The organism is Rhodothermus bifroesti (assembly GCF_017908595.1).
GTDB lineage: Bacteria > Bacteroidota > Rhodothermia > Rhodothermales > Rhodothermaceae > Rhodothermus > Rhodothermus bifroesti.
Map to the genome: position 1 here is coordinate 576,628 of NZ_JAGKTL010000001.1, position 15,203 is coordinate 591,830.

Annotated in this window: 11 protein-coding genes; 5 read left to right on the top strand and 6 right to left on the bottom strand. The window is 57.6% G+C overall.

The genetic code is table 11. The features are described 5' to 3' along the window. The first annotated feature begins 1 nt into the window (after position 1). Positions 2-1,690 (top strand): DUF2357 domain-containing protein, encoded by a 1,689-nt coding sequence (locus J8E65_RS02415; RefSeq protein WP_210373783.1) that lies wholly within the window; start codon positions 2-4, stop codon positions 1,688-1,690. On the opposite strand, the gene J8E65_RS02420 is transcribed toward J8E65_RS02415, so the two are convergent. The 3 genes from J8E65_RS02420 to uvrA form a co-directional block, all read right to left on the bottom strand. Continuing rightward, positions 1,651-2,850 (bottom strand): FG-GAP repeat protein, encoded by a 1,200-nt coding sequence (locus J8E65_RS02420; RefSeq protein WP_341481733.1) that lies wholly within the window; start codon positions 2,848-2,850, stop codon positions 1,651-1,653. The two genes, J8E65_RS02415 and J8E65_RS02420, sit on opposite strands and share 40 nt — an antisense overlap. A gap of 74 nt (positions 2,851-2,924) precedes the next feature. Beyond that, a complete protein-coding gene (locus J8E65_RS02425) occupies positions 2,925-3,398 on the bottom strand; it encodes a methyltransferase family protein (RefSeq protein ID WP_210373785.1) in 474 nt (157 codons plus the stop codon). 32 nt (positions 3,399-3,430) lie between these two features. After that, entirely contained in the window at positions 3,431-6,364 is a 2,934-nt protein-coding gene (gene uvrA, locus J8E65_RS02430) for an excinuclease ABC subunit UvrA (protein WP_210373786.1), read from the bottom strand. 138 nt (positions 6,365-6,502) lie between these two features. Between uvrA and J8E65_RS02435 the strand changes: the two genes are divergently transcribed. Next, complete coding sequence (locus J8E65_RS02435; RefSeq protein ID WP_210373787.1) at positions 6,503-7,099, top strand: MarC family protein; 597 nt, start codon at positions 6,503-6,505, stop codon at positions 7,097-7,099. A 59-nt stretch (positions 7,100-7,158) separates the two neighbouring features. Beyond that, a complete protein-coding gene (locus J8E65_RS02440; protein ID WP_237181541.1) occupies positions 7,159-7,485 on the top strand; it encodes a DNA-directed RNA polymerase subunit omega in 327 nt (108 codons plus the stop codon). Positions 7,486-7,490: 5 nt separating this feature from the next. On the opposite strand, the gene J8E65_RS02445 is transcribed toward J8E65_RS02440, so the two are convergent. The 3 genes from J8E65_RS02445 to J8E65_RS02455 form a co-directional block, all read right to left on the bottom strand. Continuing rightward, a complete protein-coding gene (locus J8E65_RS02445) occupies positions 7,491-9,938 on the bottom strand; it encodes a glycosyl hydrolase family 95 catalytic domain-containing protein (protein WP_210373788.1) in 2,448 nt (815 codons plus the stop codon). A 77-nt stretch (positions 9,939-10,015) separates the two neighbouring features. Next, positions 10,016-11,014, bottom strand: coding sequence for a potassium channel beta subunit family protein (locus J8E65_RS02450; protein ID WP_210374051.1), 999 nt, complete (start codon positions 11,012-11,014; stop codon positions 10,016-10,018). A gap of 71 nt (positions 11,015-11,085) precedes the next feature. Next, entirely contained in the window at positions 11,086-11,997 is a 912-nt protein-coding gene (locus J8E65_RS02455; protein WP_210374052.1) for a 3-methyladenine DNA glycosylase, read from the bottom strand. Between the two features lie 110 nt (positions 11,998-12,107). On the opposite strand from J8E65_RS02455, the gene J8E65_RS02460 reads away from it, so the two are divergent. Beyond that, positions 12,108-12,293: a hypothetical protein gene (locus J8E65_RS02460; protein ID WP_210374076.1), complete on the top strand. Its 186-nt coding sequence runs from the start codon at positions 12,108-12,110 to the stop codon at positions 12,291-12,293. 113 nt (positions 12,294-12,406) lie between these two features. Next, on the top strand, positions 12,407-15,178 hold the full coding sequence (locus J8E65_RS02465) for a M16 family metallopeptidase (RefSeq protein WP_210373789.1): 2,772 nt from the start codon (positions 12,407-12,409) through the stop codon (positions 15,176-15,178). The last annotated feature ends 25 nt before the right edge of the window (positions 15,179-15,203 follow it).

Consider the following 15,203-nt stretch of genomic DNA (forward strand, 5'->3'; position numbering starts at 1 on the left):
CATGCACTACTTTACGGTCGAAACACCTTACATTCGGCTCAAGTGGGAAGGGCCTTGCGTGAGGTGGGGTGTGCCCTTGGTGGTCGAAGCGCGGTTGCTTGAGGGTTGCAGTTCGGTGACGGTATATCCTGCACCTGATGCTCCAGGGCTAGCCGAGCAAACCCCCTATCGCCTGCTGCTTGAAAGCCGAGACGGCCATCCTGTGGCTCTGCGACACGTGAATCCGGCACTGCTGCGCGGTTTAGACGTGCTCTACGCAGGGCGCCTCTGGCATGGTACGTTGCAGTTTGGTACGCATGTAGGCCGCACGGACTTTGTTGTGTGGCATAATGAACGGCCGCACTTGTGCCTTGAAGTCGAGGTGTTCCCAACGCGCATCACCTACCGAGCCGACTATGAGGCAATGCTGGCCGACCTAGAGGCGTTTGCTTCCGAGTTGGCCTTGCGCTATGGGTCTGGATTCTGGAAGCGTGGCCAGCCCGAGCCGGATCGGACTGTTCTAGGGACCTCCGGATGGGTCGCCTTGCTTCAGGCGCACCTTGAGGCCTTGGCGCAGGCCTTTGCCCATATCCGGCGTCGCCCACTGACCAGCATGGTGCGCATGCGTACGTGGCAGCCGCTAGAGGTGGTGCGATACCCTGATCCTATGCTGCACCGCAGCCTAGTCGCCCGAGGGGGCCAAGGAGCTGAAACGCAGCTCTTGGGTTATCGGGTGCGCCGTTGGCACAGCGTCCCGCATTCCACAACGACGACCGACACGCCTGAAAACCGCTGGCTGACCTGGCAGCTGATCCAAACGCATCACCTGCTTGAGCAGGTGAGGGCACACCTGGCTTTTCGAAGTGCACCTGCACGGCAACAGGCATTGCATGCCCTAGGTGAACGGCTTGATCAGCTGCGCGCCTATTTACCCCCAGCGAGCATACGTGCTACACCTCCACCGCCTACGCAACGGCTGTTCCGCGCAGAAGGGTATCGGCAAGCTTATCGGATTTTCCAGCAACTTCGGCGGGGATTATCGTTACTCGAGGGCCTGCTTCAGTTTGAAGTCGGGCAGGTCCATGAGCTTTACGAGTATTGGTGCTACCTGACGCTGCTTCGGCAGCTAAGCCGACAAACGGGTTGTCCCATTTCTTGGCAGAGCTTGTTGAAAGAAGGGGCAACCGGGCTAGACTTGCGCTTGTGGCGAAGGCGAGGGCTCAGCTTCCCCTTACCTGGGGGAGGGCGGATTCGGGTGGTTTACAATCCGCGTTGGAGCGCACGTAAGTTGCTCGTGCCCCAGCAGCCCGACCTACTGCTGTCGTGCTACCGTCCTGGCCGGTGCACGGTGCACTACGTGCTAGATGCCAAATATCGGGTCGAGACCTCACCCGGCTACGTGCGCCGTTACGGTGTGCCTGGCCCACCCGCTGAAGCCCTAAATGACCTGCATCGCTACCGCGATGCGCTCTCCGCGTACTTTATGCAGCGGGATGGGAGCTATGTAGCACAGGCGCTGGTGCTTTACCCGTATCGAGAGGGCGAGGCAGGCACTTTTGCTGGAAGTCGGCTAGCACGGGCCGCCTTTGAAGAAGCTGTCGGTGCGCTGCCCCTCTTGCCTGGCTTTACGGTGTACCTCGAGGCTTGGCTTGAGCGCGTACTGCGCCAAGATCAAGGGGTGCACCGAACCGTATCTAGCGGGACCAAGTAGGCTGCCCCTGGGGAGGCTTCGCGGGGTACCCCAATCAAGGCAAACGCCCCATGCAGGCTTAATGCAGCGCCAAAGGCTTTTTCTCCTGGATCGATACGTCGCCAAAAGCACCAGCCTTCGGCAGCGCGTGCAAAGACGTATACGACGCGGTCGACGTTGAAGTCCAGTCCCAGCTGTTCGTCAAAGCCAGAAACGAGCACGCGCTTACCGTCGAAGGCCAACGTGGCGCCGAACCCTCCGCTTGGATAGGGCTGGGGTGGGTCGAGCGTTTCGACCAGCACCCAATGACCTTCGCCTCGGCGTTGGTAGTGACGGATGCGGCCACCACTGTGCCGTCCGCCTAGGCGTTCTCCGACCAGCAGGTCTTGCCCCTGAAGTGCCAGGGCTGGGTTAAAGTCGCGAATGCCGCCCAAAGTCGCTTCGTGTCGCCAGTTGCCGTTCACTTGCCGGCTAAAAATCAGCACGGCACTGGAGCGGTCGTAGCGGTACGAAGGGGCTGCAAGCGCAATGATCCCGTCCGAGAGCGCGACGGCACCGCCCGGCCAAGGGCCCTCGGGCGGTGCCGTCGCTGTCAAGGTGGCGACAAGTTGCCAGTTGCTGCTGTTGATGTGTTCAAACACGTAAGCCGCACCGGCAAGCCGACGGCCAGGATCACCCCAAGTACTTACAACGGCCCGTTCGCCTTCGAGGGCTACAGCCGCCCCAAAGGCTCCAGTCTGCGCCTCTGGTGGGGCCGTCAAACGCGCTGTTTGACGCCAACTGCCATCGGATTGACGGACAAACACATAGGCTGCATCGGTATGTTCGGTCCGGTAGGGCTCACCGGCAGCTGCAACGAGCACGCGCTCGCCATCAAGGGCTACGGCACGTCCAAAAAACCGACCTGGTGCGCAGTCGTTGGGTTGTAGCGTAGCTTCTAGCGTCCAAGAGCCATCCGGCAAGCGCCTGTACACATAGGCAGCACCCGAGGCCGGACCGCAACTTCGAGCGCCTCCGGCCCCAACCACGGCGTACTGGTCCCCAAGGGCTACGGCTGCTCCAAAGGCATTATCCGCTGTGGTGTCGGGGGACGGTAGCGGCCAAAGCGGTACCAGCTGGGCATAGGCCGGGAGGCTCAGCCAGGCTAAGCCAAGGCCTAGCCATCGAGGTATCCGGTTCACCTTTACTGCGTTTAGCCGTTGCTGTAGCCCGCGCATGTATCTAGCCGAAGGCGCTGCACCCCAGGATGCAGGGGTTATATCCAGCGACGGACGCTGCGGGCGTAAGTTTCATACGCCTCTCCAAACTTTTGTCTTAACGCTCGCTCTTCGGGCTTGATTTGGAAGCGCGTCAGATAGACGGCAAAAAGCCAGACGTAAACCAAAGCCAGTAGATGCGCTAGCCAAACCGCCCAGGCGAGCAAGCAGCAGAGCATGCCCAGATAAATCGGATTTCGGCTGTAGCGGTAAACACCGGTTGTAACCAGCCAACGGGTGGTGTGCGGCGCAAGCGGATTGGGTGTCGTACGGGCTTGGTAAAGTGCAAAGACGCCCGCGCCCATGATCCCTATCCCCACCAAAGCTAGGACGGCAGCCAGCACAAGCTGCAGCGGTAATGGGGCGCGCTCTATGGCCAGCTTAGGTACGCTTTGGGCCGTCAGGTACATCAATAGCGCGCAGAGGCCCCACACGACCGCGGGAGGGAGCTTGAGCTCTAGCCAGGAAAGCATGGTTCTTTTCAACATTTGCCAGAAAGGACGTTTTATGCCTCCTCTTCGTCTTCGTCAAGCAGCGCTTCTTCTTCGTCGGTTGCCAACAGGTCCAAGTCGATGAGCTCTTCCTCGGCCCCATTGGCAAATGCGGTTGTGCGGGCGAGTTCTTTGCGTAAGAAACGTCCCGTTGGGGTGTCTTGCTGCGCCAGCGCCTCGGGTGTGCCTGCAAACAGGATGTGGCCACCGGCTTCGCCGCCTTCGGGACCCAGGTCGATCACGTGGTCGGCTACCTTAATCACGTCCAGGTTGTGTTCGATGACCAGCACTGTATTACCCTTATGCACGAGGGCTCGGAGCACAGCCAGTAGATGGCGGATGTCTTCGAAGTGCAGGCCTGTGGTGGGTTCGTCTAGAATATAGAGCGTGTTGCCTGTGCCGGGACGCGACAGCTCACGTGCCAATTTAATCCGCTGCGCTTCGCCTCCTGAGAGCGTCGTAGCCGGCTGCCCTAAGCGGATGTAGCCTAGTCCGACGGCCTGGAGCGTGCGTAGCTTTCGAGCAACGTGAGGAAGATGTTCGAAGAACGCTAGGGCTTCGTCGACGGTTAGCTCCAGCACTTCAGCGATGTTTTTGCCTTTGTAGCGTACCTCAAGCGTTTCAGCATTGTAGCGATGTCCTTTGCAGCTTTCGCAGGTCACATAGACGTCGGGCAAGAAGTTCATCTCCAGCTTAACAACGCCGGCCCCTTTGCAGGTCTCACAGCGACCTCCCTTAACGTTAAAGGAAAAACGGCCCGCTTTGTAGCCCCGCAGTTGTGCTTCCGGAAGTTGAGCGAACAGGTCGCGGATATAACCAAAAAGGCCTGTGTAGGTAGCTGGGTTAGAACGTGGAGTGCGCCCGATAGGGTTTTGATCGATCGCAATCACCTTGTCGAGATGCTCCAGCCCTTCAATGCGCTCATAAGGCAGCGGAATGAGGCGGGCATTGTGGAAATGACGCGCCAAGATCGGGTACAGCGTCTGGTTAATGAGGCTTGACTTGCCTGAGCCCGAAACGCCTGTAATGCAAATGAACGTGCCTAGGGGCAACACGAGTGGATCGCCTTTCAGGTTATGGCCCCGGGCTCCATAGAGCACCAGCTGGCGACCATTCCCTGACCGCCGCTCGCGGGGTACTGGGATGAACCGCTCGCCGTTCAGGTAGGCAGCTGTCAGGCTATGCCGACCGTTAAGGGGCACCAACCGATGGGGTGGGCCAACCGCTACCACATAGCCTCCCTGCTCACCTGCACCTGGACCCAAGTCGACCACGTAATCGGCGGCCTCGATCATTTCGCGATCATGCTCGACGACCAGGATCGAGTTGCCTTGATTGCGAAGTTGTTTGAGGGTGTCGATGAGCCGATGATGATCGCGTGGATGCAGTCCAATTGACGGCTCGTCAAGGACGTAGAGCACGCCTGTGAGCTGCGCCCCAAGCTGAGACGCCAGCCGGATGCGTTGGCTTTCGCCGCCTGAAAGCGTCCGGGCTGGACGGTCCAGCGTCAGATAACCTACCCCTACGCTAATCAAAAAGTCCAAACGCTCGAGGATTTCTTTAAGGATAGGTCGGGCAATGAGTGCTTTTTGGCCTTCAAACTGCAGCTGGCCTAAAAACTGGCGCAGCGTGTAAAGGTCCATACGCGCCAGTTCAGCAATGTTCTTGCCCGCAATGCGAAAGGCAAGACTTTCGGGCTTCAGGCGGGCACCCCCACAGGCACGGCAAGTCGTCTCCCGCATAAAAGCTTCGGCCCATTGGCGCTGCGCTGCTGAACCGGCTTGCGCTTGCGCGTGCTGCAAGTACTCAAAAAGCCCTCCAAAGCGATGTTGGTAGCGCAGCTCACGGTCTTTATAGCGATAGGTAATCTCAAAAAGGCGGTCGCCCGCGCCTTCAAACAGTACTTGACGCTGCTTTTCGGTGAGCGTCCCCAGGGGCGTGTCGAAATCAAAGCCGTAGGCTTCGGCTACTGCCCGAAGCTGGCTAAAAATCCAGATGTCACGTGGCTTTCCCAGCGGGGCTAAGCCCCCTTCATTGATCGACTTTGAGGGATCCGGGATTACCAGTTCGGGGTCGATTTCTAGCCGGGTGCCCAGCCCATTACACACGGGGCAGGCACCGTAGGGCGAGTTGAACGAAAAGGTATTCGGCGAAGGATCGTTGTACGACACGCCGTCTTCAGGACAGTAAAGGTGGCGGCTAAAGACGTGGTCGGTGCCCGAGCCGTCAGCATGGAGCACGTGGGCAATGAGCACGCCATGGCCCAGGCTAAGGGCAATTTGAACGGACTCGTGCACCCGAGCACGAATGTCGGGACGCACCACAATGCGGTCAACCACCACCTCAATGTCGTGTGTTTTGTAGCGGTCGAGCTTCATGCCTGAGGAAATCTCGCACAGCTCGCCATCGACGCGTACGCGCTCGAAGCCCTGACGGGCGATTTGCTCAAACAGTTCTCGGTAGTGGCCTTTGCGGCCGCGCACGACTGGGGCCAAGATGAGCAGCCGCGTACCCTCAGGAAAGCCTAAAAGGTTGTTAATGATCTCGTCCTCGGTCTGCCGGCGCATAGGGCGACCCGAGAGGTGTGAGTAGGCGGTGGCCACGCGCGCATAGAGCAGCCGCAAAAAATCGTAAACTTCTGTTACGGTACCTACTGTCGAACGGGGATTTTGACCTACGGTTTTCTGCTCAATGGCAACCACGGGCGAAAGGCCGTCGATGAAGTCCACATCGGGTCGCTCGAGCATGCCCAGAAACTGGCGGGCATAAGCGGAAAGACTTTCCAGGTAGCGCCGTTGCCCTTCAGCGTAAATCGTGTCGAAGACTAGGCTTGATTTGCCTGACCCAGAAAGACCAGTAATGACCACCAGCCGCTCTCGGGGAATGTCCAAATCGATATTTTTAAGGTTGTGCTCCCGAGCTCCGCGAATCGTGATAACTTCCTGCATAGGCCCGACTTGCCAGGCACCCGTTCAAACATGCTCCAACAGCAGGCGCAACGCTTCGTTCCAGACGTTTTTTGCTTCACGCGAAGGAACGAAGGCTGCTGCCGCGCTTTGGGTCCAAGACGTAACTCAGGTTTGCAAATGAACGCCTACATTGAAGCCTTTTTGCCGCTTTTTGTCGCGATCAACCTGCCAGGTATTCTGCCCTTTTTTATCGCGCTTACCGAAAAACTTTCGGCCGCTGATCGGCGACGGCTACTGATGCGGGCTGTGGTGACCGCCTTTGTTGTGGCGGTGCTCATTCTTTTTGCTGGCCAGTTTATCTTTCAGACGCTGGGCATTACGCTGAACGATCTGCGCGTTGGGGGTGGCTTAATTTTGCTGGTGCTGAGCATTACAGACTTGGTTTTTGCGGATTACCGGCGTCGCAATCCTTCAGCAGAGCAAGACGCGGCTGATGTGGGCGTGGTACCCCTAGGCATTCCGCTCATTGTAGGCCCCGCAGCGATCACGACAATTTTGGTCGCGCAGCAAACCTATGGCTATTTGCCTACCCTGGTGTCGCTTACAGCGAATTTGTTGCTGGTAGCTGTAGTGTTTTCTATTGGTCCTTGGTTGATTCGTACCCTGCGACCAGTGGCGGTGCGCGCCATTGCCAAAGTGGCTAGCCTCTTTTTGGCAGCGATTGCTGTAGCCATGATCCGAGCCGGCATTACCGGCATGCTTGGGGGATCTTAAGCAAAGGAACCTTCCGTAAAGCCTTGCATTTATGTGCTTCCGCACGCCAACCCTACCTAATGGATCGGATTATGGCGCTGAAGACGCTCGACATTGACGCGCTGGCTGCAAAGACCGGTAACCTTTACGAGACCGTTGCCATTCTCTCAAAGCGGGCCCGCCAGATTGCCACGCAGCTCAAGCAGGAGCTCGATGAAAAGCTTTCTTACTTTGAAGGTCTAGGACCGGAGTTTGAGGATCCCCGGCACCAGGAAGAGCAAGCCCGCATTTCTATTGAGTATGAAATGAAACCGGAGCCCACAGAAATCGCCATTGAAGAGATGCTCCGGGGGGAGATCTATTACCGCGACGCTTCCAAAGAGCGTACAGAAGAAGAGCTGTCCTGAAGCTTTTAGCGCTTTAGGTAGAGCGTTAGGGTGACCGGGTGATGGGCTTTCAGTTGGAGTTGCGCTTCGGTTGGGGTTTGGAGGGGGAGGGGTGTCCCATCAGCTAGCGTTAGGGCTTCAAGGCCTCGGCGCACGCGTAACGTAAGCGACTGGTCTTTTCTAGCGTTTAGGGTTACTTCAAGACGCCGTGCAGGGAGATCCCAGTGCAGTCGGTCTATTTGCAGCTGGGTGCGTGCTTGTGCGCCACGCAACGTGCCACGAGGTAGCCGTTCGTCTATGGCCGGCAAGAGCTCCAGCAGTCCTGGCCGGCTGTAGATCAGCATCTCAATCACAATGGCTGGGAGGCTGTTGATTAGGTCGGCGTTGTAGACGTTGCCTGGGTAGTGGAGCGAAAACAAGCTCGGCAGGAGGTATCCGTTGCGTAGCAGGTCGCGCAAGCTGCGGTAGGCTAGCTCTGGGTCTTTAAGGCGAGCGCCGATGAGGGCCAAGTGCACCAGGCCATGGGCTGAGTCGTTTTCGTGGCCCCGTAGGTAAGCTGCGTTGCGGGCAGCTGCAAACAGCTCGGGCGTTGCTTCAGGGGTGATTTCATGTCCGGGCCAGACCGGATAGAGGTGGGATAGATGCCGGTGATTGTAGTGGTCGGTTAGGCCCTCATGAGCCCATTCCTTGAGTGCTCCGTCTTCATTAATCAGGTAGGGAGGCAGTTGGCGGAGCAGGGCCTTCCAAGAGGGTAGGTTTTCGGTTTCCAGGCCTCGGGTTTCGCACAAGGCGATGAGTGTTGAAAGCACCTCGCGACAAACGGCAATGTCCATGGTCGCGTTGATGCTGCCCGGTGTATCGAGGTTTCCTGGGTGGTTTTCTGGGGAGTAAGAGGGGACAAAGACCACGTGGCCTGCGGTGTCGGTGACGGTTAGAAAATCTTTATAGAAGTGAGCGATTTCTTTGAGGTAGGGCAGTAAGTGCTGGTGCACGTAGGTTTCGTCGCCGTAAACGTCCACGTATTCGTGCATCGGATGGGCGAGCCAGCCGGCGCCTGCTGTCCAGAAATGCAGCGGATAGTCTGCATTGAAGTGGGTGTGCCAGCCGCAGCGACCATCGGTCCGAGACCCCGAAAGCACGCCACCGCAGCCGTAAAGTTGGCGGGCATTGTCGCGCCAGTCGTCCAGCAGCCCTTCAATGAGTCGGGTAAAACTAGCGACGGCTTCGGGTAGTGCACCGATATTGGCAGCGGCCATCTGCAGGTTTAAGTTGGCGTCGAGCGTGAAGTCGCCTGACCACGGCGGTCGCCATTCGCCTGTCCAGAGCGCAACCAGGTTGGGAGGCCAGTGGCCGCAGGAGCTTATCAGCACATAGCGGCCCATGTCGAAGAGCTTTTCCAGCAGCGCGGGAAGGATGTGGTCTTGGGCCTGCTGTTTGGCTAAGAGTGTTTCGCTGCTTTGTTGGCGATCTTCGCCCCCTTCAAGGTCTAAGGCCATGCGGTGAAACAGGCTGCCGTGGGCTGCGGCATGTGGGGCAAGCAGGGTTTCGTAGTCTGCAGGTAGGGTCGCCAACGCGGCGCGTTCGGCTTCTCGTCGTGGGGTAGCCGCGTTATCGAGCGGCCACACGCGAGCCAGCAAGAGCACCCGTTGTGCTCCTTGGATGAGCAGGCGGCCGTTTTGGAGGGTTTGCGTGCCACCTGTAGGCACAACGCGCACCAGCCCTTCGTAGCCGCGGTGCGTGTGCACGTAGGCACACCGGTAGTACAGCCAGCCGGGTTCAGCAGTGATTTCGGGGGGATGGTAGCCCTCGCGTTGCTCTGGGGGTCGCAGGTCCTGCACTTCCAAGTGCATGGAGACCAGCGGAAGCACCCCGGTTTCGGCCGCCAGCTCAAGGACCACCACACCATCGGTGCGTGAGACGAACGCCCGGCGGGTGTAGACGCCGGTCTCGGTTTGCCAAAAAACGCCGATCTCTCCGGTGTCGAAAGCCGTGCGTCGCAGGTAGTCCAGTGGTGTTGCTGGCGGCATTTCCATCACAAGCGCAAAGGCAGGATGGTAGGGGTCCGTCCAGAGCATCCCTGGCCAGCCTTCGCGCTGCGCCATTTCTAGGGAGTAATGCACGGCCTCGCGATAGCGTCCTTCCAGCAAAAGTGCACGGATGTGCGGCAGATAGGGGGCTAAGTGGGGTGGCGGTACGCGCTCATCGCGGAGCGGCTCGTAGAGCAGTTCATGGTTGAAGATGATGCGTTCTCGGAAAGGATCGCCGTAGACCAGGATGCCCAGCGTGCCGTTGCCAGCCACGAGCGCTTCTTCCCAGCGTGTGGCTGGACGCAGACTGTACATGCCTCGTTGAGGTATTCGGGCGCTCACAAAAGGCGAACGTGCAACAGCGGCTTCGCCGAACGTCTGCCGAAACCAGAATGGCCCAGCTGCCAGCGCCAACCCTGTGCATTTTAGAAAATCTCGGCGATCCATGCGTTTTTAGGACTTAGCATAAAACAAAACCGGACCGTCTTTTCGAAAAGACACGGTCCGGCTTGCTGCACCCTATTTTACCGCTCACGCCAGTTGATTTCAGGTTCGGGTTTATTGGCGAGGATGGTTTCAATGCGCTCCAGAACGTCTGGGGTCAGGCGGGCAGCTACTTCCAAGGCTTGCATATTTTGCTGCACTTGCTCGGGTCGCGAAGCCCCAGTGATGACGGTGCTTACGTTGGGGTTCTTTAGGCACCAAGCAATGGCTAGCTGCGCCATGGTACACCCCAGGGCTTCAGCAATGGGCATAAGCTGCCGCACTTTTTCGCGTTGTTGCTTCCCCTCCTCGCTTTCCAGCCGTTTGCGCAACCACTCGTAGCCCGGAAGCGCCATACGGCTACCAGCTGGAATGCCGTCGTTGTACTTGCCTGTCAGTATACCACTGGCCAGTGGACTCCAGGTTGTTAGCCCTAGGCCATAGTCTCGGTACAAGGGCACATATTCGCGCTCAACGCGCGCCCGGTGAAACATGTTGTATTGGGGCTGTTCCATCGTGGGCGGAATGAGGTGTTCACGGCGCGCAAACTCGTAGGCATACCGAAGCTGTTCGGCACTCCACTCACTGGTGCCCCAGTAAAGGGCCCAGCCCTGATCCAGTACGTAGTTCATTGCCCATACGGTCTCTTCGATTGGCGTCTCGGGATCGGGACGGTGGCAGAAGATTAAGTCGACGTAGTCGAGCTGTAGCCGTTCAAGGGCTGCCTTGGTGCCTTCAATGATATGTTTGCGCGAAAGACCCACATCATTAGGTCCCTTGCCGCCCCAGAAGATCTTCGTGGAAATGACCAAGTCCGAACGTTTCCAGCCAGAGCGCTTGAGGATGTTCCCCATCATGATCTCGGCTTTGCCTCCGGCGTAGGCTTCAGCATTGTCAAAAAAATTCACCCCGGCTTCGTAGGCAGCGTGCATGCAGGCTTCGGCCAGTCCCTCATCGATTTGGTCGCCAAAGGTTACCCAAGCACCGTAGGACAAAGCCGACACTTTTAGCCCAGAGCGTCCTAGATGTCGATATTCCATAGCCATACGTACAACGAAAGGTTAAGTGAACCTAGGGAAGATGGTCTTGAAGTTTGCAACAGGTAGCGTATTTACGCAACCTGTAGTTTCGGCAAGGGGCTGTTTGTAACGGTAAGTTCAAGAAGCGTACGTAGCGTTTGGAGCAAACGGTAGCGAATAGGCTGTGCTTCGCGTGCAAACTGGGCTTGGCGCTCGCGGTACTGATGCCGCCCTTGGGGAGTTTCGATGGGGATTGGCTCTAGGCCGTAGGCGCGCAAGTCGTAAGGGCTGGCCTGCATATCCAGCACCCGGATGCGGTAGGCCAGAAGGAAGGCATCGGCGATCAGGTCGCTACCTACCCAGGGGTAGAATTTGTAGGCCCAGCGGTAAAGATCCATATTCGCATGCAAGCAGCCCGGTTGTTCCAGTGCAAGCATGGTGTCTCGGGTAGGCTGAAATCGATTGCGCGGGCGGGCGGCCTCGGTGAAAAAACGAAAAGCCTCGAAGTGGGTACAAGCTATAGGCCTTGATTCCACAAAAGCGTCCAGTGCGTCTGGAGTCATGCGGAGTGGAACGTGTGCATGGCGTGGGCGGTCGGCTCGGTAAAGCATTGCCCACTCATGCAGGCCATAGCAGCCCAAGTGTGGAGGGCGCGCGGCGGTTTGTTCCAGCAATGCCACCACCCATTGTAGGGAAGGCACGCGATGGGCTGGAAAGCGGCTGGGATCTACTGTTACCCCTTTGGTAGTTTCTACAAAGTCCGGATCTGCTAGCCATTTGCGGGCTTCGCGACCTTGTACGGCTATGCCAAGCCCTGGCCGCCAGCGCAAAAGCCGACTGGGTCGAAATGTGTAGTACTCAAAAAGGAAGTCGACCACCGGATGCTTGGCGCCGCGCCGCCGCGCTTGCAGATAAGGCTCGAGCAGGGGCCGCAAGCGAGCTGCATGCGCCGCAGCCCGCTGCCGCGCTTCGGCTTCGGTAAGAATGGTGTGGATGTAGCGCATGGGGTCCCCCAAAATCGCGGTGGTACAATGCACAAGCTTTCCTGCGCGTTCCGCGAATCCGAACGCCTGGCTTTGCGTTGCTTAAAGCAGCCTTGCCTTGTGCTAAAGGTATGCTCCAGATGCGCCGCTTTGCACGCGCCTTACTGCTTTCGGTGATCACCACCAGCCTGCTGGCCTGGATAGTGCATTGGCTCCGACGAGGAATACCAGCACGGCGGACTTTCACGGTGGATGCCGATCGGCTTTTGCCCGAGGTGCAACAGCGACTACTAGATGAACTTGATCGGCTTCTCTAATCGGAAGCGCTTGCAATTGGTGGGTCAATTATTAACTTTGAGTTGTAGTAGGGCTACAACTTAGCGGCCTATTGCCACGTATGCTGCAACACCCACTTAGCCTGTAAGAAGCTATGCGTCAGCGAAAATCCCTTGTCATTGTGCTGGGGCTGCTGTTTTGCAGCCCATTGCTCGCTTTTGGGCAGGCGACGTCAGATAACCCTGCACTGCCCGTTGAAATCCCTTACCAGAAGTTTGTGCTCGATAATGGGTTAACGCTCATTGTCAGTGAAGACCATAAGGCCCCCATTGTAGCTGTTAACATCTGGTATCATGTGGGCTCAAAGAACGAAAAGCCTGGCCGTACAGGTTTTGCCCACCTGTTCGAACACCTGATGTTCAATGGGTCCGAGCACTTCAATGATGATTGGTTTCAAGCTCTAGAGCGCGTAGGCGCTACTGATCTGAACGGCACGACAAACCGTGACCGGACAAACTACTTTCAGAATGTACCGGTCAATGCCCTTGACCTGGTACTGTGGCTTGAGTCGGATCGCATGGGGCACTTGCTTGGGGCTATCGACCAAGCCAAGCTCGACGAACAACGGGGCGTGGTGCAAAACGAAAAACGCCAGGGAGAAAACCAGCCCTATGGCAAGGTCTGGAGTCTGATTGCACAGCATACCTATCCCGAAGGGCATCCTTACTCCTGGCCAGTGATCGGTTACATGGAAGACCTAGACGCGGCCACGCTCGAAGATGTGCATGAATGGTTCAAGACCTACTATGGTCCCAACAACGCTACTATTGTTATTGCTGGTGCTATTGATGCCCAGACGGCTCTGGAGAAGGTAAAGCAATATTTTGGCGCCATTCCACCGGGGCCACCGCTGGCGAAACCCAAAGCTTGGGTGGCTAAGCGTACAGGCGAGCAGCGCCTAACCATGGAAGATCGCGTCCCACAAGCTCGCCTCTACAAGGTTTGGAATGTGCCCGAGTGGGGCAACCCGGAACGGGATTACCTCGAGCTAGCTGCAAATGTGCTTGCGGGTAGCAAAACGTCGCGCCTTTACCGCCGTCTGGTCTACACCGACCAAATAGCCACAGATGTAAATGCGTTTGTGTCTACTGGCGAAATTGGCAGCCAGTTCATCATTGTTGCCACTGCAAAGCCGAACGTGCCCCTCCCTCAGGTAGAGCAAGCTGTCGATGAAGAGCTGGCGCGCTTTCTTCAGGAAGGTCCCACACCTGAGGAATTGGATCGGGTGAAAACAGACTACATTGCTAGCTTTGTGCGTGGCGTAGAACGCATTGGGGGCTTTGGTGGCAAAAGCGACATCCTGGCTCAATATGAGGTCTATGGTGGCGACCCTGGGCTGTACAAAGTGACCTTGCAGCGCATGCAGCAGGCCACAACGGCTCAGGTGCTTGCCGCTGCGCAGGCCTGGCTGAGCGATGGCGTCTTTGTGCTGGAAGTGCATCCTTATCCCCAGCTTCGGGCTACGGGCCAGGATGTTGATCGTTCGCGGCTGCCAGACGTAGGCACGCCTCCAGTAGCCGTTTTTCCTGAAGTGCAGCAGGCTACACTGTCGAACGGTTTGAGGGTACTTCTTGTCGAGCGCCACGCCATCCCGGTGGTCAACTTTCGGCTTTTGCTGGATGCGGGCTATGCCGCCGACCAGTTTGCACACCCCGGTACGGCCATGCTGGCCATGAACATGCTCGATGAAGGAACCACGACGCGTTCGGCGCTAGAGATCAGTGATGCACTAGACCGACTGGGTGCCCGTCTAAGTACCGGCTCGGATCTGGACGTTTCGTACGTCTCTTTCTCTGCATTACGCGATCGGCTAGATCCGTCCCTGGAACTGTTTGCCGATGTGGTGTTGAACCCTGCCTTCCCCGAAGCCGACTTTCAGCGGCTGAAGCAACAACAACTCATCGCCATCCAGCGGGAAAAAGTTACGCCTATGCAGATGGCCTTACGCGTCTTCCCGCGTTTGCTCTATGGCGAAGGGCATGCTTATGGGCTGCCGTTGACCGGCTCGGGTACGGAGGCCTCTGTTGCCCAAATCACCCGTGAGGATTTGGTGCGTTTCCACCAGACCTGGTTTAAACCCAACCATGCCACGCTGGTGGTTGTGGGTGCTATCTCGATGGAAGAGCTCTTGCCCAGGCTGGAACGCCTGTTTGCGGGTTGGAAATCTGGAGACATTCCTAGCAAAAACATTCGTGAGGTAACACACAAAGAGGCCTCGGTGGTCTACCTTATTGATCGTCCTGGATCCGAGCAGTCCATTATCTTTGCTGGGCACGTAGCCCCTCCCGAAGCCAACCCGCACAAGCTGGCCATCGAGGTAATGAACACGATTTTAGGCGGCACCTTTACCTCACGGATTAACATGAACCTGCGGGAGGATAAAGGCTGGTCCTATGGGTCCCGCAGCATGCTGATGAGCGCCCGTGGCCCCAGGCCGTTTATCGTCTATGCACCTGTGCAAACCGATAAGACGGCTCCGGCCATGATGGAAATCAAAAAAGAGCTTGAAGGCATCGTAAACGGCCAAAAGCCTATTTCTCTGGAAGAGCTCGACAAGGTGCAGCGTAACTTAACGCTGCGCTTGCCTGGTCGCTGGGAAACGGCCAATGCGATTTTGAATGACCTGAGCTACGTGGTTCAGTTTGGATTGCCGCTGGACTACTGGCGCAGCTATCCAGAAGCCGTGCGTTCCCTTAGCCTGGCTGACGTATCCAGTGCCGCCAGTACTGTGCTGCACCCTGACCGGCTGGTGTGGGTGGTGGTAGGCGACCGTAGCCGTATTGAAGGCGAAATCCGTCAGCTTGGCTTCGGTCCCGTTCACGTTATTGATACCGAAGGCAACCTGCTGGCTGTACGCCCCGAATAAAACCGGGCACCCGATAGCCGAAGTC

Coding starts and splice junctions, on each gene's coding strand:
- J8E65_RS02435 (WP_210373787.1), top strand. CDS start 6,503: ATGAACGCCTACATTGAAGCCTTTTTGCCGCTTTTTGTCGCGATCAAC.
- J8E65_RS02460 (WP_210374076.1), top strand. CDS start 12,108: ATGCTCCAGATGCGCCGCTTTGCACGCGCCTTACTGCTTTCGGTGATC.
- J8E65_RS02445 (WP_210373788.1), bottom strand. CDS start 9,938: ATGGATCGCCGAGATTTTCTAAAATGCACAGGGTTGGCGCTGGCAGCT.
- J8E65_RS02450 (WP_210374051.1), bottom strand. CDS start 11,014: ATGGAATATCGACATCTAGGACGCTCTGGGCTAAAAGTGTCGGCTTTG.
- J8E65_RS02465 (WP_210373789.1), top strand. CDS start 12,407: ATGCGTCAGCGAAAATCCCTTGTCATTGTGCTGGGGCTGCTGTTTTGC.
- J8E65_RS02440 (WP_237181541.1), top strand. CDS start 7,159: ATGGATCGGATTATGGCGCTGAAGACGCTCGACATTGACGCGCTGGCT.
- J8E65_RS02455 (WP_210374052.1), bottom strand. CDS start 11,997: ATGCGCTACATCCACACCATTCTTACCGAAGCCGAAGCGCGGCAGCGG.
- uvrA (WP_210373786.1), bottom strand. CDS start 6,364: ATGCAGGAAGTTATCACGATTCGCGGAGCTCGGGAGCACAACCTTAAA.
- J8E65_RS02415 (WP_210373783.1), top strand. CDS start 2: ATGCACTACTTTACGGTCGAAACACCTTACATTCGGCTCAAGTGGGAA.
- J8E65_RS02425 (WP_210373785.1), bottom strand. CDS start 3,398: ATGCTTTCCTGGCTAGAGCTCAAGCTCCCTCCCGCGGTCGTGTGGGGC.